Origin of the sequence: Streptomyces sp. H39-S7 (assembly GCF_027158205.1) — a bacterium.
In the GTDB taxonomy this organism is placed as follows: domain Bacteria; phylum Actinomycetota; class Actinomycetes; order Streptomycetales; family Streptomycetaceae; genus Actinacidiphila.
In genome coordinates, this window is the sequence record NZ_JAPVLU010000018.1 from 52,709 (window position 1) to 73,000 (window position 20,292).

At 71.5% G+C, this 20,292-nt stretch carries 13 protein-coding genes; 6 read left to right on the forward strand and 7 right to left on the reverse strand.

Annotation, left to right across the window (positions count from 1 at the left end; translation table 11 throughout):
* Nucleotides 1-197: 197 nt before the first annotated feature.
* Entirely contained in the window at nucleotides 198-1,115 is a 918-nt protein-coding gene (locus O3X23_RS19025) for an SDR family oxidoreductase (protein ID WP_269272622.1), read from the reverse strand.
* Nucleotides 1,116-1,226: 111 nt separating this feature from the next.
* Here O3X23_RS19025 and O3X23_RS19030 point away from each other — a divergent pair, with 111 nt between their 5' ends.
* The 6 genes from O3X23_RS19030 to glgP all read left to right on the forward strand — a co-directional run bounded on the left by O3X23_RS19030 (nucleotide 1,227) and on the right by glgP (nucleotide 10,330).
* Nucleotides 1,227-2,195: an AraC family transcriptional regulator gene (locus O3X23_RS19030; RefSeq protein WP_269272623.1), complete on the forward strand. Its 969-nt coding sequence runs from the start codon at nucleotides 1,227-1,229 to the stop codon at nucleotides 2,193-2,195.
* A 61-nt stretch (nucleotides 2,196-2,256) separates the two neighbouring features.
* On the forward strand, nucleotides 2,257-3,714 hold the full coding sequence (locus O3X23_RS19035; RefSeq protein WP_269272624.1) for a 4-hydroxyphenylacetate 3-hydroxylase family protein: 1,458 nt from the start codon (nucleotides 2,257-2,259) through the stop codon (nucleotides 3,712-3,714).
* Nucleotides 3,715-3,718: 4 nt separating this feature from the next.
* Complete coding sequence (locus O3X23_RS19040) at nucleotides 3,719-5,164, forward strand: MFS transporter (protein ID WP_269272625.1); 1,446 nt, start codon at nucleotides 3,719-3,721, stop codon at nucleotides 5,162-5,164.
* 23 nt (nucleotides 5,165-5,187) lie between these two features.
* Nucleotides 5,188-6,282 (forward strand): monodechloroaminopyrrolnitrin synthase PrnB family protein, encoded by a 1,095-nt coding sequence (locus O3X23_RS19045; RefSeq protein WP_269272626.1) that lies wholly within the window; start codon nucleotides 5,188-5,190, stop codon nucleotides 6,280-6,282.
* A complete protein-coding gene (locus O3X23_RS19050; protein ID WP_269272627.1) occupies nucleotides 6,279-7,565 on the forward strand; it encodes a flavin-dependent oxidoreductase in 1,287 nt (428 codons plus the stop codon). Before O3X23_RS19045 ends, O3X23_RS19050 begins: the two co-directional genes overlap by 4 nt.
* Nucleotides 7,566-7,696: 131 nt before the next feature.
* Complete coding sequence (gene glgP, locus O3X23_RS19055) at nucleotides 7,697-10,330, forward strand: alpha-glucan family phosphorylase (protein WP_269272628.1); 2,634 nt, start codon at nucleotides 7,697-7,699, stop codon at nucleotides 10,328-10,330.
* Nucleotides 10,331-10,417: 87 nt separating this feature from the next.
* Here glgP and O3X23_RS19060 read toward each other — a convergent pair whose 3' ends face one another.
* From O3X23_RS19060 to O3X23_RS19085, 6 genes are all read right to left on the reverse strand, one after another.
* Nucleotides 10,418-12,076, reverse strand: coding sequence for a DEAD/DEAH box helicase (locus O3X23_RS19060; protein WP_443047890.1), 1,659 nt, complete (start codon nucleotides 12,074-12,076; stop codon nucleotides 10,418-10,420).
* Between the two features lie 89 nt (nucleotides 12,077-12,165).
* Nucleotides 12,166-12,369 carry a cold-shock protein gene (locus O3X23_RS19065; protein ID WP_250977822.1) on the reverse strand — a complete coding sequence of 68 codons (204 nt, stop codon included), beginning with the start codon at nucleotides 12,367-12,369 and terminating at the stop codon, nucleotides 12,166-12,168.
* A gap of 308 nt (nucleotides 12,370-12,677) precedes the next feature.
* Nucleotides 12,678-14,954: a M4 family metallopeptidase gene (locus tag O3X23_RS19070; RefSeq protein WP_269272630.1), complete on the reverse strand. Its 2,277-nt coding sequence runs from the start codon at nucleotides 14,952-14,954 to the stop codon at nucleotides 12,678-12,680.
* Between the two features lie 318 nt (nucleotides 14,955-15,272).
* Nucleotides 15,273-17,153, reverse strand: coding sequence for an ABC transporter ATP-binding protein (locus O3X23_RS19075; RefSeq protein WP_269272631.1), 1,881 nt, complete (start codon nucleotides 17,151-17,153; stop codon nucleotides 15,273-15,275).
* A complete protein-coding gene (locus O3X23_RS19080) occupies nucleotides 17,150-18,952 on the reverse strand; it encodes an ABC transporter ATP-binding protein (protein WP_269272632.1) in 1,803 nt (600 codons plus the stop codon). The genes O3X23_RS19075 and O3X23_RS19080 overlap by 4 nt, the downstream gene beginning before the upstream one ends.
* Nucleotides 18,953-18,985: 33 nt before the next feature.
* Nucleotides 18,986-20,287: an MFS transporter gene (locus O3X23_RS19085; RefSeq protein WP_443047892.1), complete on the reverse strand. Its 1,302-nt coding sequence runs from the start codon at nucleotides 20,285-20,287 to the stop codon at nucleotides 18,986-18,988.
* Nucleotides 20,288-20,292 lie beyond the last annotated feature (5 nt).

The window sequence follows — 20,292 nt, forward strand, 5'->3', positions numbered from 1 at the left end:
GTTGGAGGGTCGGGCTAATGGCGGAGTGACGACGGGGATCGGACGGCTCCGCATTGCCGGGAGCCTTCCCATTGGATGGCAGACAAAAGCTCCCGTGAAGGGGTACTCGTGCGTACTTTGCGGGGAGTTGGCGAAGCCGCCCGGCCCTCGGGACGGAGGGGGCCGGGCGGCTGGTCGGTGAAGGTGCCGGTAGAAGGTCAGAGCGGGCGGCTGGACCACGTCTGCCAGGGCTGCGCGGCCACCCAGTCGGCGACGGAGGTGAGCTTGATCCCGAGCGCCTGCTCGGCCTCCCGGGGGTCGCCGTCCATCAGCCGCTCGTCCGTGCCCTCCGCCATGTAGTGGTAGATCCCGGCGACGCCCGCGGCCGCGTTCGGGCCGATGGCCTTGGCCAGCGCGGCCTCGAAGGCTGCGGGCGGCAGCGCCTGGTAAGCGACCGGCCGGCCGAGGCCCTCGGCGAAGGCGGCGGCGAGTTCCCCGCCGTCGACGGCCTGCCCGCCGCCGATGTCCAGAATTCGCCCGTCGAGGCCGTCGTTGAAGAGCGCGGCGGCCACCGCGACCGCCAGGTCGTCGTGCGAGATCCACGCGACCCGCTGGTGGGCCGGGAGCGGGTATGCCAACACGCCCTCGTCGACCAGGGCCGGGCCGTTCCAGGGACTGAACAGGTTGTCCAGGTAGACCGGGGGCCGCAGCACGACCAGCGGCACACCGCAGTCGGCCAGCACCGCCTCGGCGATCCGGCGGGTCTCGAACGCTGCCACGCCGGCGGTGTCCGCCGGTACCCGGGTGTTCGCGTTGTACACGATCCGGGTCACGCCGGACTCGAGCGCGGCCTCGGCGATGTGGATCGCGTACGTCTCTATACGTACAGGGTCGTACTCCAATGGCATGGTTACCACTGCGTGCGTGGCGCCCTTGAACGCCCACATCACGTCGTCCCGGCTGCCGAGGTCACCGGCCACGAACGAGACCCCCGCGATGTCGGGGCGCGCCACGGCGGGCCGCCGCGTCAGGCTGCGGACCCGGTGCCCGCGTCCGGCGAGCAGCCGGGCCACCGCGCCCCCCTGGAAGCCGGTCGCACCCACGACCAAGCAACGCTGGTGAATCTCCTCCGACATCGGTGTGTCGCCCTTCGCTAGAATGAATCTGCGATTCCGCCTCATCTCAGGCTGGACGGGGCGCACAGAGGCGGCAATAAGCAAACCGGGACGGGGATTAAGGGTTCGTCCATGGAATCTGGCGGGAACGACCTCCTCAGCGAACTACTGCGGCCACTGCGCCTGACCGGCGTCTTCGACAGCCTCTGGACGGTGCGCGCGCCCTGGGCCATCGAGGGGGACTCCGAGCAGAGCTGCGCGATCCTGCACTACATGGTCGAGGGCGACTGCTGGATCAGCGCGGGCGGCGACTGTCCGCCGATCCAGCTCCATCAGGGGGACTTGGCGGTCTTCCCCACCGGGACCGCCCACCGCCTCTCCGACCTGCCCGACCGGCAGGGCGTCCCGCTCAAGGCGGTGCTCCCGCAGCGCGAGCCCGGCACGTCCGGGGTGCTCGTCGTGGAGGGCACCGGGGAGCGCAGCCGCATCCTGTGCGCCGGGCTGCACTACGACGCGACGGCCGCGACCTCGCTGTACCGGGCGCTGCCGTGGGCTCTGGTGCTGGACCGGACGCAGGTCGACAAGGAACCGCTGCTGCGCGAGACCCTGGCCTCGCTCGCCGTCGCCGAGCGGCGCGGCGAGCCGGGATCGCAGCTGGTCACCCTGCGGGCGTTCGAGATGGCCTTCGTGCTGGCGCTGCGCCCGCTGCTGCGCGAGCTGTCCGACAACCCGGCGGTGCTGCCGGCGCTGCGCCACCCGGGCATCAGCAGGGCGCTCGTCATCGTCTCCACCCGCTTCGCGGAACCATGGACGATCGAGGCGCTGGCCCGGGAGGTCGGCATGTCCCGTTCGGCCTTCACCGCCACGTTCCGGGAGCTGGTGGGCGAGGCGCCGGCCCGGCATCTGACCGGGCGTCGGATGCAGGAGGCCGCCCGGCTGCTGACGGAGACGGCGGTTCCGCAGGCCGCCGTGCCGCCCCGCGTCGGCTACCAGAGCGCCGTCGGGTTCCATCTGGCGTTCCGCAAGTGGTTCGGGACGACTCCTGGTGAATACCGTGGCAACTGGCCGGTTCATAAACGGGACCGGCAGGACGTTCATTGATTAGCACACGTGTATGAGGCAGTCTCTTCAACGGCGCGTCGAAGATCGTTGAGGAGACACGGTGACCAGGTCCGGCCAGGAGTACAAGGATTCGCTGCGAGACGGACGCGAGATATGGATCGACGGTGAGCGGGTCAAGGACATCACCGTCCACCCGGCCTTCCGCAACACCGTCGACTCCATCGCGGGGCTGTACGACCTGTCCCACGACTCCCGGCACTTCGCGGCGCTCACCCGGAACGGCGTGCACCGGGCCTTCCTGATACCCCGTTCGTACGAGGACCTCGTCGCCCGCCGCACCGCGCACAAGCTCTGGGCAGAGGCGAGTTTCGGCCATCTGGGCCGCACCCCCGACTACATGGCGGCCGGGATCACGGGCTTCGCGGCAGCACCGGCACTCTTCACCACGGACACCTTCGACGGCGCGCCCAACGTCGCCGCGTACCACCGGCGGATGTCGGAGGGCGACCTGTACCCGACGTTCACCATCACCAACCCGCAGATCGACCGGACGAAGTCCGCGGCCGAGCAGGAGGAGGACGACCTCGTCGTCCGGGTGGTGGAGGAGCGTGACGGCGGCATCGTCGTGCGCGGTGCCAAGATGATCGGGACCGCGGCGGTCTTCGGCAACGAGGTTCTCGTCGGCACCATCGAACCGCTGGCCCCGCAGGACGTCGAGCACGCGCTCTGCTTCTCGATACCGGTCGACACCCCCGGGCTGAAGTTCATCTCCCGCACCTCCTACGAGGCCCAGGCGCGCAGCGTCTTCGACAACCCGCTCTCCTCGCGCTTCGACGAGAACGACGCCCTGCTGGTCTGCGAGGACGTCTTCGTCCCGTGGGAGAACGTGCTCGCCTACCGCAACGTCGACGTCTGCTTCGGCCAGTGGTGGCAGACCCCCGCGTACGTGAACTTCGTCCACCAGGCGGCCACCCGCTTCTGGACCAAGCTGGAGTTCCTCACCGGCGTCGCGATCCTGCTCGCCAAGGCCAACAACACCTACCAGCTGCCGGCCGTGCAGATCCAGATCGGCCGCCTGATGGGCTGGGTCGCGCAGGCCAAGTCGATGGTGCTGGCCGCCGAGGCCGGGTACGAGCAGGTCGACGGCGGACGCGGCGGCGTGATGCCCGACAAGGAGATCTCCTACGCGCACCGGATCATGGCCGGTGACATCTACCCCCGGGCGATCAGCGAGATCAAACTGCTGGCCGGCGGCGGCGTCATCCAGCTCCCCGCCTCCGCGCAGGACCTGCTGCACCCGGAGATCGGCCCCGTCCTCGCGAAGTACATCCGCTCGCCCGGACACCCGGCGCAGGACCGCGTCAAGCTGCTCAAGCTCGCCTGGGACGCCCTCGGCACGGAGTTCGCCGGACGGCACGAGCAGTACGAACGCTTCTATCACGGCGCTCCGCACGTCTATCTGATGCAGCAGGCGTGGGAGGGCGACACCGGTGCCTGCGAGAGCCTGGCCCGGACCTGCCTCGACGGGTACGAACTGCCGCCAGTGCCCCGTGCCTGAGGCGATGGCGCACGGACGCGGCCTCGCCCTCGCCCTGCTGGCCTCGACCCAGCTCCTGCTGATCCTCGACACGGCGATCATCAACGTGGCGCTGCCGTCCATCGGCGACGACCTCGGCACCGACGCCGCCGGCCTCTCGTTAGTGGCCAACGCGTACCTGATCACCTTCGGCGGCTTCCTGCTGCTGGCCGGACGGATCGCCGACCTCGTCGGCCACCGCCGGCTCTTCACGGCGGGGCTGGCGCTGCTGTCCGCGTCCTCCCTCGGCGGCGCCTTCGCTGGCGACGCCCGGCTGCTCGTGGCGGCCCGCGCCCTCCAAGGGGTCGGTGCGGCCTGCGCGGCCGCCGCCGCGTTCGCGCTGGTGCTGCTGCTCTTCGCCGAGGGCCCGGAACGGCACCGCGCCCTGGGGGTGTTCGCGGCACTCGGGGGGCTGGGCGGCGCGCTGGGCACGGTGCTGGGCGGCGTGCTCACCTCCGGCCTGGGCTGGCGCTCCACGTTCGTGCTGAACGTGCTGGTGGGCGTGGCGCTCATCGCCCTGACCCCGGCCGCGCTGGGGCCATTCCCCGCCCACCGCGATCGGACCGCCGCAGGCCGCGGCGGTGGCCTGCGGGAGTTCGACCTCGGGGGCGCCCTCACCGCCACCGGCGGCCTCAGCCTGATCGCGTACGCGCTGGTCGACGCGGGTAGCGCGGGCTGGACCGGCGGCGGCACCCTCCTCGCCGGAACCGCCGGACTGCTCCTGCTGGCGGCGTTCGCGGTCATCGAGACCCGGGCCGCCCGTCCGCTGGTCCCTCCCGGCGTCCTCGGCCGGCCGACGCTCCGGCTGGCCAACATCCTCAGCGCGCTGGCGCAGATGGCGCTGTTCCCGATGTTCTTCCTGGTCAGCCTCTACCTGCAGAACGTGCTGGGCTACGCACCGGTCACCGGCGGACTCGGGCTGCTGCCGCTGTCCGCCGTCGTCGTGCTGACCGCGCCCAGGACCGGGTGGCTGGTCGCCCGCTTCGGGCTGCGTCCGGTGATGACCGCCGGATTCGCGACGGTGGCCGCCGCCACGGTGTGGCTCGCCCTGTCGCTGTCACCGGACGGTTCCTTCGCCACCACGGTCCTCGCCCCCAGCCTGCTGATCGGGATCGGGCTGCCGCTGGTCATGGTCACCACCAACATCGCCGCGACCGCGCAGGCCGGAGCCGGTGAGACCGGACTGGTGTCGGGGCTGGTCAACACCAGCCAGCAGTTCGGCTCCGTCCTCGGACTCGCGGTACTCGTCGCGGTGGCCGCCGCCCACACCCGCACGGCGGGACACGGCGCCGCCGCCGAGACCGCGGGCTTCCGCACCGCGCTGCTCGTCGGCGCCGCGTTCGCCGCGGCCGCCACCCTCCTGACGCTGCTGCCGCGCGCCGTGTCGCGCGAGAAGGCCGACCCCACCCCCAGCACACACACATCCTTGTGACCCTCGGAATGACGGTGCCCCACATGTCTGTGCTCCACGTGCTCCAGGGCCAAGAGCCCTACTACCGGATCGAGGAGATACGGGGTGCCGACCCGCTGGGAGCGGACGAGGCCTGCGAGAAGCTCCGCGTCATGAACGCGGACGGCGACGTGTCCGGCATGGTCACCGCGCTGCGCGAACTCCTCCCGGCCGCCGACGTCCTCGACGACCTCTCCACCGTCGAGAACCTCGCCGCCATGCGGGACCTGGGCATCTTCCTCGGCTCGATCAAGCGGCACGGCACCGAGCCCCTGGACGCCGTACCGGAAGCGCTGCCGGTGCTGCGCGCGCTGGGCCGCCGCACCGGCATGGTCCCGCGGGACACCGTCCACCACTACACGGCCTGGAACCCGGTGGGCGCACGCCAGCGCATGTACACCGGGGACCCCATGGAGGCCTGCCTCCAGGACGCCGTGCGCATGGTCTTCCCCAGCCTCTGCGCGTCGCTGGACGCCTGCTCGGAACTGGCCGCGCTCGAACCCCACGACACCCGGTTCGCGGCCTGCCTCGACCGGCTCGCCGGACTCGTCCAGGCCATGGTCGATTCGATCGACTTCACCATCGCCAACGTCTCACCGGTCTTCTTCGCCCGGGTGCTGCGCCCCTACTTCGAGGAGATCACCCTCGACGGCCGCGAGTACCTCGGCCCGGCGGCGGCCCAGGTCCCGCTCTGGCTCGTCGACCTGACGCTCTGGCAGTCCGACCGCAGCGCCGGGCGGTACGAGACGTTCCTCGCCGAGTCGGTGCCCTACAGCCTCCCCGCCTGGCGCACCTTCCACGCGCGGTACAAGGGATCCCCCTCGGCGGTCGGCAAGCTCTCCTTCGCGTTCAGCTGGGAGGAGGGGGACCGGCTGCCCCCCACCCTGCGGGCCGGCGCCGTCGCGCTGGCACGGGTGCTGCGCATCCTGAAGACCTTCCGCGCCCGGCACATCCGTATCGCCCGCGAGGCGTACAGCGACGAACTGCGGCTGTACGACTACGGGAGCGGCGGCGCACCGGTCGAACTGCTGCGCTCCGTACTCGACCTGACCCGTGAGAACGAAACGCTCGTCCGGCGCTCCACCGAAGGGGAACGATGAACCGCGTCGTCATCGCGGGAGGCGGCATCGCCGGCCTCACCGCGGCGCTCAGCCTGCACGCCGTCGGCCGCACCGACGTGCTGGTCGTCGAGGCCGCCCCGGAGATCCAGCCGGTCGGCGCCGGACTCAACATCATGCCCAACGCGGTCCGGGAGCTGGCGGCGCTGGGGCTGTACGAGGAACTGGCCGCCGTGTCGGTGCCCACCAGTGAGCTGCGCTATTACCACAGCAGCGGGAGCCTCGTCTGGCGGGAGCCGCGCGGTATCGGCGCCGGATACCGCTGGCCGCAGCTGTCGATCCACCGGGGCCGGCTGCAGGACGTGCTGGCCCGCGCGGTCCGGGAGCGGCTCGGCCGCGGGGCGATCCTCTCCGGCGCCCGCGTGGACGACTTCGCCGAGCTGCCCGGCTCGCGGCTGCGGGTGGCCGTCAGGGAGCGGGCCGGCGGGACCACCACGGACATCGGCGCGGAGATCCTGATCGGCGCGGACGGCATCCGCTCGGCGGTCCGCTCCGCCATGTACCCGGGCGAGGGCGAACCGCCGTGGAACGGCATGCTGGTCTGGCGCGGGGTGTCCTGGATGCCGGCCGACCGGGTCGCCACCTTCATGTTCATCGCGGGGAACGACCGGCAGAAGGCCGTCGTCTACCCGCTGACGGTCCCCGCCGCGCCCGGCGAGCGGGTGCTCGTCAACTGGGCGCTGGCGATGCCGGCCGAGCGGGGCGGCGCCACCCCGGACCGCAGTGCATGGAACCGCCGGGTGCCCACCGGCACGTTCCGCCACCACTACGAGGGCTGGACCTTCGAAGGGGTCGACGTGGGCGAGGTCATCGACGCCGCCGAGGCCGCCTTCGAGTACCCGATGGTGGACCGCGAACCGCTGGTGCGCTGGACCTTCGGCGGGGCGACGCTGATCGGCGACGCCGCCCACGCGATGTATCCGATCGGCTCGAACGGCGCCACCCAGTCGATCATCGACGGCCGGGCGCTGGCGCACGCGATGGCTGCCCACGAGGACCCCGCACGGGCCCTGCTGGCGTACGAGGCCGAGCGCCGGCCGCCCATGACCGAGCTGCAGCGCTCCAACCGGCGGCTGGGCCCGGAGGTGGTCATCAACATGGCCCACGAGCGCGCCCCCGACGGCTTCACGGACATCCACGACGTGATCCCGCGCACCGAGCTGGAGACGATCGCCAGGCGGTACGCCGTGGCGGGCGCGTTCGACCCGGCCTCGGTGAACCAGGGATCGCCGTACGACGTCCCCGCCGTCCGGCCGGCGCGCTGAGCGGACCCGCGCCGCCGCGCGCGGTGAACGCGCCGGGGCGGATGCCTCGGCGCACGTCCGTTCGGGCGTTTGAACGACCGGATCGTGGAGAGCGGACGGACCGGGGGGCGGGACCCCGCTACCGTCGTAGCGTGAAGGCAATCCGTCGTTTCACCGTGCGAACTGTCCTGCCGGAACCGCTGCGTCCGCTCGGCGAACTGGCACAGAATCTGCGCTGGTCCTGGCACCCGGAGTCCAGAGAGCTGTTCCAGAGCGTCGACGAGGAGGGCTGGCGGGCCGCTGCAGGAGACCCGGTGCGGCTGCTCGGCGCCGTCTCCAAGGAACGGCTCGGGGCCCTCGCCCAGGACCGCAGATTTCTCCGCCGTCTCTCCTCAGCCGCCGAGGACCTGACCGACTACCTCACCAATCCGCGCTGGTACCAGGGGCAGTCCTCCGAACTCCCCGCCGCCATCGCCTACTTCTCGCCCGAGTTCGGGATCACCGCGGCCCTGCCCCAGTACTCGGGCGGCCTCGGCATCCTGGCCGGGGACCACCTCAAGGCCGCCAGCGACCTCGGCGTCCCGCTGATCGGCGTCGGCCTGCTCTACCGGCACGGCTACTTCCGCCAGAGCCTCTCCCGGGAGGGCTGGCAACAGGAGCACTACCCGGTCCTCGACCCCAACGAACTGCCGCTGACCCTGCTGCGCGAGCGGGACGGCACCCCCGCCCACGTCGTCCTCGCCCTGCCCGGCGGCCGGTCGCTCACCGCCCACATCTGGAAGGCCCAGGTGGGCCGCGTCCCGCTGCTGCTCCTCGACTCCGACGTCGAGGAGAACCACCGCACGGAACGCGATGTCACCGACCGCCTCTACGGCGGCGGCAGCGAGCACCGGCTGCTTCAGGAGATGCTGCTCGGCATCGGCGGGGTGCGCGCCGTCCGCGCGTACTGCCGGCTCACCGGGCACCCGGGCCCCGAGGTCTTCCACACCAACGAGGGCCACGCCGGATTCCTCGGGCTGGAGCGCATCCGCGAACTCGGCGGGGAAGGGCTCGACTTCGACGCGGCCGTCGAGGCGGTCCGCGCCGGCACCGTCTTCACCACCCACACACCCGTCCCCGCCGGGATCGACCGCTTCGACCGCGAGCTGGTCGGGCAGCACCTCGGCGACGGCGGCGAACTGCCAGGCGTCGACATCCAGCGGGTGCTGGAACTGGGCATGGAGACCTACTCCGGCGGCGACCCGAACGTCTTCAACATGGCGGTGATGGGGCTGCGGCTGGCCCAGCGCGCCAACGGCGTCTCCACCCTGCACGGCGCCGTCAGCCGGCAGATGTTCGCCGGGCTGTGGCCCGGGTTCGACGCCGACGAGGTGCCGATCGCCTCGATCACCAACGGGGTGCACGCCCCCACCTGGGTGGCCCCCGAGGTCTTCCGGCTCGGCGCCCGCCAGATCGGCGCGCAGCGTGCCGAGGACGCCCTGATGATCGGCGAGACCCAGCGCTGGGAGCCCGTCGCCGAGATCCCCGACCCCGCGGTGTGGGAACTCCGCCGGGTGCTGCGCGAGCAGCTGGTGGAGGACGTACGGCGCCGGGTGCGCGCCTCGTGGCGGCAGCGCGGCGCCGGCCACGCGGAGCTGGGCTGGGTGGACGACGTCCTGGACCCGGACATCCTGACCATCGGCTTCGCCCGCCGCGTCCCGTCCTACAAGCGGCTCACCCTGATGCTCCGCGACCAGGACCGGCTGATGGACCTGCTGCTGCACCCCGAGCGGCCGATCCAGATCGTCGTCGCCGGAAAGGCCCACCCGGCGGACGACGGCGGCAAGCGGCTCGTCCAGGAGCTGGTGCGCTTCGCCGACGATCCCCGCGTGCGGCACCGCATCGTCTTCCTGCCGGACTACGACATGGGCATGGCCCAGCACCTCTACCCCGGGTGCGACGTCTGGCTCAACAACCCGCTGCGCCCCCTGGAGGCGTGCGGCACGTCGGGCATGAAGGCAGCTCTCAACGGCTGCCTCAACCTGTCCGTGCTCGACGGGTGGTGGGACGAGTGGTTCGACGGCAACAACGGGTGGGCCATTCCCACGGCCGATGCCGGGGAGAACGGGCAGAGCACGGGCCATGATCCCGACCGCCGGGACGACATCGAGGCGACGGCGCTCTACGAGCTCATCGAGAACCAGGTCGCCCCGCGCTTCTACGACCATGACGCGAACGGCCTGCCCGCCCGCTGGATCGAGATGGTCCGGCACACCCTGGTGACCCTGGGTCCCAAGGTGCTCGCGGGACGCATGGTGCGCGACTACGTCGGGCAGCTCTACGCCCCGGCCGCCCGCGCGCACCGGACCATCGCCGGCGACGCCGCCCGGGAACTCGCCTCCTGGAAGGCCCGGATCCGCCGGGGCTGGAACCAGGTCGCCGTCGAGCACGTGGAGACCGGCTCGGTGGGCGGCTTCCCCGAGCTGGGTTCCACCCTGACCCTGCGCGTCCAGGTGACCCTGGGCGACCTCGACACCGGCGACGTCGACGTCCAGGTGCTGTCCGGGCGGGTGGACGAAGCGGATCGGATCTCCGACCCGGCCGTCCTGTCGCTCAAGCCGTCGTCGCATCCCGACATCGAGGGCCGCAGAGTGTACGAGGGCCCGCTCACCCTCGACCGGACGGGCCCCTTCGGCTACACCGTCCGGGTCCTGCCCACCCATCCGCTGCTCGCCGCTCCGGCGGAGCTCGGCCTGATCGCCACTCCCGCCGAGTCCGAGGGCATGACGGCGGGCATACTCCGCTGACGCACGAACGCGACGGCCGGTACCAGGAACTCCTGGTACCGGCCGTCGCGCTGTTCGCTCGTGCTGTCGTGCGGTCGAGCCGTGCGGTCAGGCCGCGCGGCGGCCGCCGCCCGTGCCGTCCTCGCGGCGGGCACGACGGCCCACGGCGCCGCCGCGGCCCGCTGCCGTGCGGCTGCCGGCGGCGGGACGGCCGGGGGTGCCGCCGCGGCCGTTGACGCCGGCCCGGCCGGAGCCGGCCGCCGCGCCCTCGGCGTCGGTGCGGGGGCGTCCGCCGCGTCCGCCGCGGGTGTTGCCCCCGCTGCGCGGCGGGCCCGTCGGAGCGGCGGTGGCGCCCGCACCGACGGCGGTCGCGCCACCGGGGCGGCGGCCGCGGCCACGGGTGCCGGCGACCTTGTTCGTCTTCGGCTTGGCGGCTTCCTGGGCCGCGGCGTGCACCGGGTCGTGGATGGTGACGGCCGCGCCGGACGGCTTGCGGGCACCGGTGACGCGCACCAGCTCCGGGTCGCCGGGGCGGACCCGTGCGGTGTGCGGCTTGATGCCGGCCAGCGCCATCAGCCGGGCGTTCTCGCGGCGCTGCGCGGGCAGCACCAGGGTGATGACGGTGCCGGACTCGCCGGCCCGCGCGGTACGGCCGCCGCGGTGCAGGTAGTCCTTGTGGTCGCCGGGCGGGTCGACGTTCACGACCATGTCGAGCCCGTCGATGTGGATACCGCGGGCGGCGACGTTGGTGGCGACCAGCGCGGTGGCCTTGCCGGTGCGGAACTGGTCCAGGGCGCGGTTCCGCTGCGGCTGGGACTTCCCGCCGTGCAGGGCGACGGCGGTGACGCCGGCGGCCAGCAGGTGCTTGGTGAGGCGGTCGGCGCCGCGCTTGGTGTCGACGAACATGATCACGCCACCCTCGCGGGCGGCGATCTCGGCGGTCACGGCGCGCTTGGTGTCGTCGTCCACGTGCAGCACGTGGTGCTCCATGGTCGTCACGGTCGCGGCCGACGGGTCGACCGAGTGCGTGACCGGGCTGTGCAGGAAGCGCTTGACCAGCCGGTCGACGTTCTTGTCCAGCGTGGCGGAGAAGAGCATCCGCTGGCCGTTCGGCTTCACCTGGTCGAGCAACTTGGTGACCTGCGGCAGGAAGCCCATGTCGGCCATCTGGTCGGCCTCGTCCAAGACCGTGATCTCGACCCGGTCGAGCGCGCAGGCCCGGCGGTCGATGAGGTCGGCGAGCCGGCCGGGGGTGGCGACGAGGATCTCGGCGCCGTTGCGCAGCGCGGCGATCTGGCGGGTGATGGACGCGCCGCCGACCACGGTCGTCTGGCGCAGCCCGAGCACCTGGGCGTAGGGCGCGAGCGCCTCGGTGACCTGGGTCGCGAGCTCACGCGTCGGTACCAGCACGAGCGCCAGCGGACGCTTGGGCTCGGCGCGCTGTCCGGCGGTGCGGGTCAGCATCGGGAGCCCGAAGGCGAGGGTCTTGCCGGAGCCGGTACGGCCACGGCCCAGCACGTCCCGGCCGGCGAGCGCGTCGGGCATCGTCGCGGCCTGGATCGGGAACGGCTCGGTGACGCCGTTGGTGTTCAGCGCGGTGACCAGCGCGGGAGAGATCGAGAGTTCTGAGAACAACTTCAAGAGTGAACCTTCCTCGTGACGGAGACGAGGGAGGTCCCTCGGCGCCAGGGGCCGTCCGGCGGATCGCGGACTGCCTCTTCGACGCCTGCGGACCGGCGTCCTGCGGTGCTCCGAAGAGCGCCGCACTTGTTTTGTTTCCGCTGCGCGCGAGAGGCCCGCACCGCCAAACGGTGCGGGCCTCTCACTACTGGGCGCGGTGAGCGCTCAGGGGTGCCTTAAAGAGGCGTGATGTTCTCGGCCTGCGGGCCCTTCTGGCCCTGCGTGACGTCGAACTGGACCTTCTGGCCCTCAACGAGCTCACGGAAGCCCTGGGTGGCGATGTTCGAGTAGTGGGCGAAGACGTCAGCGCCGCCGCCGTCCTGCTCGATGAAGCCGAAGCCCTTTTCCGAGTTGAACCACTTGACGGTTCCGGTAGCCATGTCTGTCTCCCTAATGGGTGCAGTTAATACAGCACCCGCACTTTACGGATGCCGCGTCGCCGCGATGATCTCCCCACACCGGACATGACGCCGGTAAAACAAATGTGCGCCTGGCCGCAAGGACCGGGCGCACATGGAGTTCATGGGTACCACAACTGCAACGCAGCCCACTGTATCAGAAACGTCGCGGACGATCATCTCGAAAGCGGTCGCGCCGCATGACTCACGTCACACCGCGCGACCGCCGCATCGAGCCGATCAGTCCGTCCGGGGTGCCCTCAGAGGATCCTCAGGGCGTCCGTTCCGGGTCAGAAGGTGAGCTTCCAGCTGTTGATGTAGCCGGTGTCGGCGCTGTAGACGTCCTGCACCTTGAGCCGCCACGTGCCGTTCGCGACCTCACTGGAGGCGTTGACGGTGTAGGTGGCGACCACGTTGTCCGCGGAGTCCGACCCGCTGGAGTTCTTCAGCCGGTAGGTGCTGCCGTCGGGGGCGACCAGGTCGATGACCAGGTCACCGCGGTAGGTGTGGACGATGTTGACGGCTACCTGCAGGGTGCTCGGGGCGTTGCCGGTACGTCCGGTCACGCTGATGTTGGAGTACACCGCCGCGCCGGCGTCCGGGATCGAGACGTCGGTGGTGTTCTCGAAGACGTTGCCACCGCCGGTGGAGGTGATCGTCCAGGTGAACGTGGCCGAGCCGGTGGCGTTGGTGGAGTCCTTCGCCGTGACCGTCGGGTTGTAGGTGCCGATGGTGGTCGGCGTGCCGGAGATCAGGCCGGTGGAGGCGTTGATCGTCAGGCCGGTCGGCAGGCCGGTAGCGGAGTAGGTGAGCGCTCCGCCGTTGGTGCTGCTGGCCTGGATCTGCAGGCTCGCCGCGGTGTTCACGACGGTGCTCTGGTTGGCCGGCTTGGTGACGGTGACGCCACTGGTCGGCACGCGGGCGCCGACGCCGATGGCGGCCCAGGTGTTGGCGACCGTGTTCCACGTCGCGCTGCCGGATCCGTACAGGTCAGCGGTGGCCTGCAGGCTCTGGGTGCGGGCGGCCGCGTAGTTGGTCGTCGAGGTGAAGCGCTCGCTCAGCGCCTTGTACCAGATCTTCGAGGCGGCGTCCCGGCCGATGCCGGGGACCGGCAGGTTGTCGGCGGTCGGGCTGTTGTACGAGACCCCGTTGATCACCTTCGTGCCGCTGCCCTCGGACAGCAGGTAGAAGAAGTGGTTCGCCGGGCCGGACGAGTAGTGCACGTCCAGGTTGCCGATGCCGGAGTACCAGTTGTCGGGCGACGTGCCGTCGCGCGAGGGCTTGTCCTGGTAGCGCAGCGGAGTGCCGTCGCCGTTGATGTCGATCTTCTCGCCGATGAGGTAGTCGCCGACGTCGCTGGCGTTGTTGGCGTAGAACTCGACCGAGGAGCCGAAGATGTCGGACGTCGCCTCGTTGAGGCCGCCGGACTCACCGCTGTAGTTCAGGCCGGCGGTGTTGGAGGTGACGCCGTGGCTCATCTCGTGGCCCGCGACGTCGATCGCCGTCAGCGGCTTGTTGTTGCCGCTGCCGTCCCCGTACGTCATGCAGAAGCAGCCGTCGTCCCAGAAGGCGTTGACGTAGGCGTTGCCGTAGTGGGTGCGGGAGTACGCGCCGACGCCGTCGTTGCGTATGCCGGAGCGGCCCATCACGTTCTTGTAGAAGTCCCAGGTCTCCTGGGCGCCGTAGGCCGCGTCGACGCCCGCTGTCTCGGCGTTGGACGGAAGGCCGTTGCCCCACGTGTCCGTGGACTTCGAGAAGAGCGTGCCGGTGCCCGAGGAGCCGTGGTTGAGGTTGTAGGTCTTGTGGTTGCCACGGCCGCTGTCGGTCATCGTGTACGTCGAGCCGGACAGCGTGGTGCCGATGGTGACCTGGCCGCTGTACTCGCTGTTGCCGACGCCGGTCTCGATGCCCTGGTACTGGAAGAGCCGGGAGCCGGTCTTGGCGTCGGTGATGACGTGCAGCTGGTTCGGGGTGCCGTCGTCCTGCAGCCCGCCGACGACGGACTCCCAGGCCAGGGCCGGCACACCGGAGGCCGCCCAGACGACCTTGCGCGGGGAGCCGGCCAGGGCCGGGCTCTTCGCGCCCGCTTCCTTGGCCCGGCTGATCGCGAAGGACTTCGCGGATTCGGCGCTCGCGGTGGCGGTGGTGCTCGGCACCGAGATCTCGGCGTTGGTCGCCCGGTTGACGCTGGTGGTGGCGCCGGCCGGCGTGCTCGCGATGACCAGGTCGCCGCCCAGGACGGGCAGGCCGTCGTAGGTGCGCTGGTACCGGGTGTGCACGGTGCCGTCGGCGTCCCGCAGAACGCTGCTCGGGATGAGTCGTTCCTTGGCGCCGAGCCGCAGTTCGCCCGCGGTGCGGGAGACGTTGGCGTTGGCGTCGGCCAGGAGTGTCGCGCGCTGCGAGGGCGACAGCGCGGCGGGCAGGCCGCCGGAACGGGGCTGGACGTGGGAAGCGCTCTGTGCGTCGGTGCCGGCCACGGCGGTGCCGGAGGGCAGCGCCACGGCCAACAGTGCGGCGGTGGCGGCGAGTGCGCCTGCCGCGACTGCCTTGCGGGGGGATCGTCTCACTACGGAACTCCTTCTGCGGCGGCCACTGGGTCGGGCCGTGAACAGACGGGCAGGTGGGGTTGTGTGCTGCCCGGGTAGAGCGACGTGCTGGTGGGACGTGCGTAACCGCCGCTTCTGCGCGGCCCCGCGGTACTGGTGGGGTAGTGCTCTGCGGCGGCTGCGGGAAGAGTGCCACTGTTTACCGGTACATGTCATTGGGATGGCGCAAACTTGGCCGGTTTCCGTCCGTTGACCGATGAGCGGCGCCCGTTATACGGACGCCGCCGTTTCGGATGACGGGCGGCAGCGGGCACGGCCAGGTCGGCGGGGCCGTCCCGCTCAGACCAGACTGTCCCGCCAGGCCGTGTGCAGATCCGCGAACCGGCCACGCTCCGCGATCAGTTCGGCGGGGGCTCCGTCCTCGACGATCCGGCCGCCCTCCATGACCAGCACCCGGTCGGCGATCTCCACCGTCGAGAGCCGGTGCGCGATGATCACCGCGGTCCGGCCGCGCAGCACCGTGTCCATCGCGTGCTGCACCGCACGCTCGCCCGGGACGTCCAGCGAGGACGTCGCCTCGTCCAGGATGAGGACGGCGGGATCGGCGAGCAGCGCCCGCGCGAACGCCACCAACTGCCGCTGGCCGGCGGAGATCCGGCCGCCGCGTTTGCGGACGTCCGTGTCATAGCCGTCCGGCAGCGCGCAGATGAAGTCATGTGCTCCGATCGCCTTCGCGGCCCCCTCGACCTCCTCGCGTCCGGCATCCGGTCTGCCGATCGCGATGTTCTCAGCGACCGTTCCGGAGAACAAGAAGGCCTCCTGGGTCACCATCACGACCCCGCGCCGCAGTTCCGGCAGCGCGAGATCCCGCAGGGGGACGTCGTCCAGCGTGATCCGTCCGTCCGTCGGGTCGTAGAAGCGGGCCAGCAGCTTGGCGAGGGTGGACTTGCCCGCGCCGGTCGCCCCGACCACCGCGACCGTCTGCCCGGCGGGAATCCGCAGGTCGAAGACGGGGAGGATCTCGCCGCCGGTGCGGTACGCGAAGCGGACGCCGTCGAAGCGCACCTCGCGACCCGGCAGCCCGCCCTCACGGCCCGGCAGCCCCCGCGGGTCCTCCGGCTCGGGCACCGAGGGGCGCTGCGCCAGCAGGCCGGCGATCTTCTCCAGCGACGCGGCGGCCGACTGGTAGGAGTTGAGGAACATCCCGAGCCGGTCGATGGGGTCGTACAGCCGCCGCATGTACAGCACGAACGCCGCGAGCACCCCCAGGGCCAGACCGCCGCCGGCCACCCGGTACGCGCCCCACAGCACGATGCCGGAGATCGCGGCGTTCGCCATCAGCCGCGAGCTGACGACATAGCGCGCCATCTCCAGGATCGCGTCGCCGTTGATCCGCTCATGGACGCCGTTGAGCTCGGCGAAGTCCGCCTCGTTCGGTTTCTCACGGCGGAACGCCTGGACCGGCCGGATGCCGTTCATCGTCTCGGTGAACTTCACGATCACCGCGGCGATGGCCGTGGACCGCTTGCGGTAGACGACCATCGAGCGCTTCTGGAAGGACCGGATCATCAAGTACAGCGGGCCGCAGGAGAACAGCGCCGCCAGCCCCAGCCTCCAGTCCAGCCAGAGCAGGATCACCGAGATGTAGACCGACGACAGGATGACGCCGATCAGCTCCTCCAGTCCCTCGCTCAGCAGCTCGCGCAGCGACTCGACGTCCGAGGTGGCGCGCGCGATCAGCCGGCCCGAGGTGTAGCGCTCGTGGAAGTCCAGGCTCAGCGCCTGCGCGTGCCGGAAGATCCGGCCCCGCAGATCGATCAGCACGTCCTGGCTCACCCGGGCCGCGACCCGGATGAACCACCGCTGCAGCAGCCCGGAGGCCAGCGCGCAGCCCAGGTAGACGCAGCCGAGCAGGATCAGCGGCCCGTGCCGGCCGTCGCGCAGCGCCGGGATCGCCCGGTCGATGCCGTACGCCACCAGCAGCGGCCCGGCCTGCACCGCGGCCTGCTGCACCAGCAGCAGCACCGCCGCCAGCCGGACCCGGCGGGTGTGCGGGGCCAGCAGCGACTTCAGCAGGCTGAGCTGAGCGCCCTCGGGGGAGGGCAGCACGTCCTTCGTGAACGGGTCGTCCGGGGCCTCCGGACGGATCGGGTCGCCCGCGGCGCTGCCCGGCTCCTCCTCGGAACCGGCCGTTCCGGTCTGTTCGGCCACGGAGGTCATCGGGCCACGCTCCTCTCGCTGTCGCCGGACATCAGATGGCGGTACTCGGCGCTGTCGGCCAGCAGTTCGTGATGGGTGCCGACGGCGGTGACGCGGCCCTCCGACATCAGCGCGACGCGGTCGGCCAGCATGACCGTGGACGGCCGGTGGGCCACGACGAGCGCGGTGGTCTCCGCCAGGACCTCGCGCAGCGCGGCCTCGACGAGCGCCTCGGTGTGCACGTCCAGCGCGGACAGCGGGTCGTCCAGCACCAGGAAGGCCGGACGGCCGACGACCGCGCGGGCCAGCGCGAGCCGCTGCCGCTGACCGCCGGACAGGCTCAGGCCCTGCTCGCCGACCTGGGTGTCCAGGCCGTGAGGCAGGCGGGCGACGAAGTCGCACTGGGCCGTCTCCAGCGCGCGCAGGACGGCGGCCTCCTCGGCGCCGCCCGGCCCCGCGCCCATCGCCACGTTCTCGCGGACGGTCGCGGAGAAGAGCGTCGGCTCCTCGAAGGCGACCGCGACCAGTTCGCGCAGCCGCTCCCGGGACAGCGTCGCGATGTCGGCGCCGTCGAGCGTGATCCGGCCACTGGTGGCGTCGTGCAGCCGGGGGATCAGCGCGCTGAGCGTGGTCTTGCCGCAGCCCGTGGCGCCGACCAGCGCCATCGTCTCGCCGGGGCGGATGTGCAGATCGATGCCGTGCAGCAGGTCCGGGGTGTCCTCCGGCGCGTCCGGGTAGCGGAAGCCGACGCCCTCGAACCGCACCCCGTCCGCGAGCTCCGCCGCCCTCGCCGGCTCGGCACCGAGGCCGGAGGCGTCGGCCTGTACGGCGTCCATCGCCTCGAAGTAGCGGTCCGTCGCCGTCGCCGACTCGTTGCTGATCGCCAGCAGGAAGCCGATCGACTCCACCGGCCAGCGCAGCGCGAGCGCGGTGGTCAGGAAGGCGACGAGGGTGCCGGCCGACAGGTCGCCGTCGGACACCTGCACGATCCCCAGGATCAGGGCCGCGCCGATGGCAATCTCGGGCAGCGTCATGATCAGCGCCCAGATGTCCGCCAGCAGCCCGGCCTTGTGCAGTTCGGTACGGCGCAGTCCGTGCGCCTTCGTGCGGAACGCGTCCGTCTGGCTGCGGTGCCGGCCGAACGCCTTGATGATCCGCACGCCGAGCACCGACTCCTCGACCACCGTGGCCAGGTCGCCGGCCTGGTCCTGCGCGGAGCGGGCGGCCAGCGAGTACCGGGCCTCGAACACCGAGCAGAGGATCACCAGCGGGACGATGGGCAGCAGCAGCACCAGCCCGAGCGTCCAGGCCTGGGAGAACAGGATCGCGAAGCCCAGCACGATCGCGGCGCCGTTCACCACCAGGAACACCAGCGGGAACGCCAGGAACATCCGCACGATCTGCAGGTCCATCGTGGCCCGCGACAGCAACTGCCCGGAGGCCCAGCGGTCGTGGAAGGCCACGGGCAGCCGCTGCAGGTGCCCGTACAGGGCGGCGCGCATCGACGCCTCGACGCGTGCCAGCGGCCGCGCCACCAGCCAGCGCCGCAGCCCGAACAGCCCGGCCTCCAGCAGGCCGAGGAGCAGCAGTACACCGCCGCCCAGCCACACCCCGGACGGGTCGTGGTCCGCGACCGGGCCGTCCACCATCCACTTCAGGACGAGCGGGATCAGCAGCGCCATGCTCGACGCGAGGACGGCAGCCAGCGCGGAACCGGCCAACCGGCCGCGGATGGGGCGTACGTAGGGCCACAGCCGCACGAGGGACCGGACGGCTGATCGGGGTCTGGGGGGCGCGGGGTCAGAAGTCGCTTCAGGCATCGATTCGACGATACGGGCGAGCACCGACACCGCTCACCCGGTTTTCGCGCCGGATGGTGCCACCCGCCGCAGATCACGGATGGCGGGCACCGACAGCAGCGTCACACAGACGAGCACGGCCACCACGCTGCCCGCCAGCAGCACGTGCCGGGCGCCGAACGCGGATGACGCGGGCCCGGACAGGGCCTGGCCCACCGGCAGCATCGCGACCGACCCCGCGACCTCGTAGGCGTGGATCCGGTTCAGGATCTCGCCGGGCACCTGCGTCTGCACGCTCGTCGCCCAGTTCACGCCCCAGTACGCCCACGAGGCGCCCGCGACGAAGATGCAGCCGCAGATGGCCGGGACCGGCAGGTGCAGGCCGACGGAGCCCGGGTACAGCGCGCTGCCGAACAGCGCGATGGATCCCGCCCGCAGCGGGAAGTGCGACCGGAACCGCATCGCGAGCAGCGCCCCGAGCGCGGTGCCCGCGCCCAGGCAGGAGTTGACCAGGCCGTACGCCTTGGGGCCGTGCTCCGGCAGGATCTCGCCGGCGGTGAGCGGGGTGGCCGGGCCCATCACCACGACCATGAAGACCATCCAGATCACGATGACCGTCCACATCCACGTGCGGCCCCGGAACTCCCGCCACCCTTCGACGAGGTCGGCCCGGAAGGTGCTGGTCTTCGGCCCGGTGCTCTCGTGGGCGACGGGCGGCAGCCGGAGCAGGAACACGCAGACCGCGCTCACCCCGAAGGTGACCGCGTCCACCGCGATCACGCCGCCCGCAGACGCGAACGCCACCAGCAGCCCCGCCACCGCGGGGCCGGCCAGCGCCATCACCGACTCGGCGGTCCGCACCACCCCGTTGGCACCCTGCACATCGGTGGCGACCCGGGGCACCGTACTGGCCACGCCGGGCTGGAACATCGCGGCGGCGACGCCGTTGACGGCGGTGATCGCGCACACCTGCCACAGCACCACGTGGTCGGCGAAGAACAGGCCGGCCAGCAGCGCCATCATCACGAGCCGCACGAGGTCCGCGCCGATCATGAGCAGCCGGGCGTTGAACCGGTCCGCGATCACGCCGCCGAATATCACCAGTCCGGCGAAGCACCCCATGTACGACGCCATCACCAGCCCGACGGCGCCGGCCCCGTACCCGTACTGCAGCAGCCCCGCCGCCATCGCCACCGGCAGCATCGAGTCCCCGAGCATGGCGATCGACCGCGCGGTGAAGTACAGCCGGAAGTTCACCGTCCACAGCCCGGGGACTTTCCCGGGTGCGGTGGGCGGTTCGGCCGACAGGTCGGTGAGGAGGGGATTCTCGAAGGGCTGTGGTGTGGATGAGGTCACGGAGA

Coding starts and splice junctions, on each gene's coding strand:
- O3X23_RS19025 (WP_269272622.1), bottom strand. CDS start 1,115: ATGTCGGAGGAGATTCACCAGCGTTGCTTGGTCGTGGGTGCGACCGGC.
- O3X23_RS19030 (WP_269272623.1), top strand. CDS start 1,227: ATGGAATCTGGCGGGAACGACCTCCTCAGCGAACTACTGCGGCCACTG.
- O3X23_RS19040 (WP_269272625.1), top strand. CDS start 3,719: ATGGCGCACGGACGCGGCCTCGCCCTCGCCCTGCTGGCCTCGACCCAG.
- O3X23_RS19045 (WP_269272626.1), top strand. CDS start 5,188: ATGTCTGTGCTCCACGTGCTCCAGGGCCAAGAGCCCTACTACCGGATC.
- O3X23_RS19050 (WP_269272627.1), top strand. CDS start 6,279: ATGAACCGCGTCGTCATCGCGGGAGGCGGCATCGCCGGCCTCACCGCG.
- O3X23_RS19065 (WP_250977822.1), bottom strand. CDS start 12,369: ATGGCTACCGGAACCGTCAAGTGGTTCAACTCGGAAAAGGGCTTCGGC.
- O3X23_RS19075 (WP_269272631.1), bottom strand. CDS start 17,153: ATGACCTCCGTGGCCGAACAGACCGGAACGGCCGGTTCCGAGGAGGAG.
- O3X23_RS19080 (WP_269272632.1), bottom strand. CDS start 18,952: ATGCCTGAAGCGACTTCTGACCCCGCGCCCCCCAGACCCCGATCAGCC.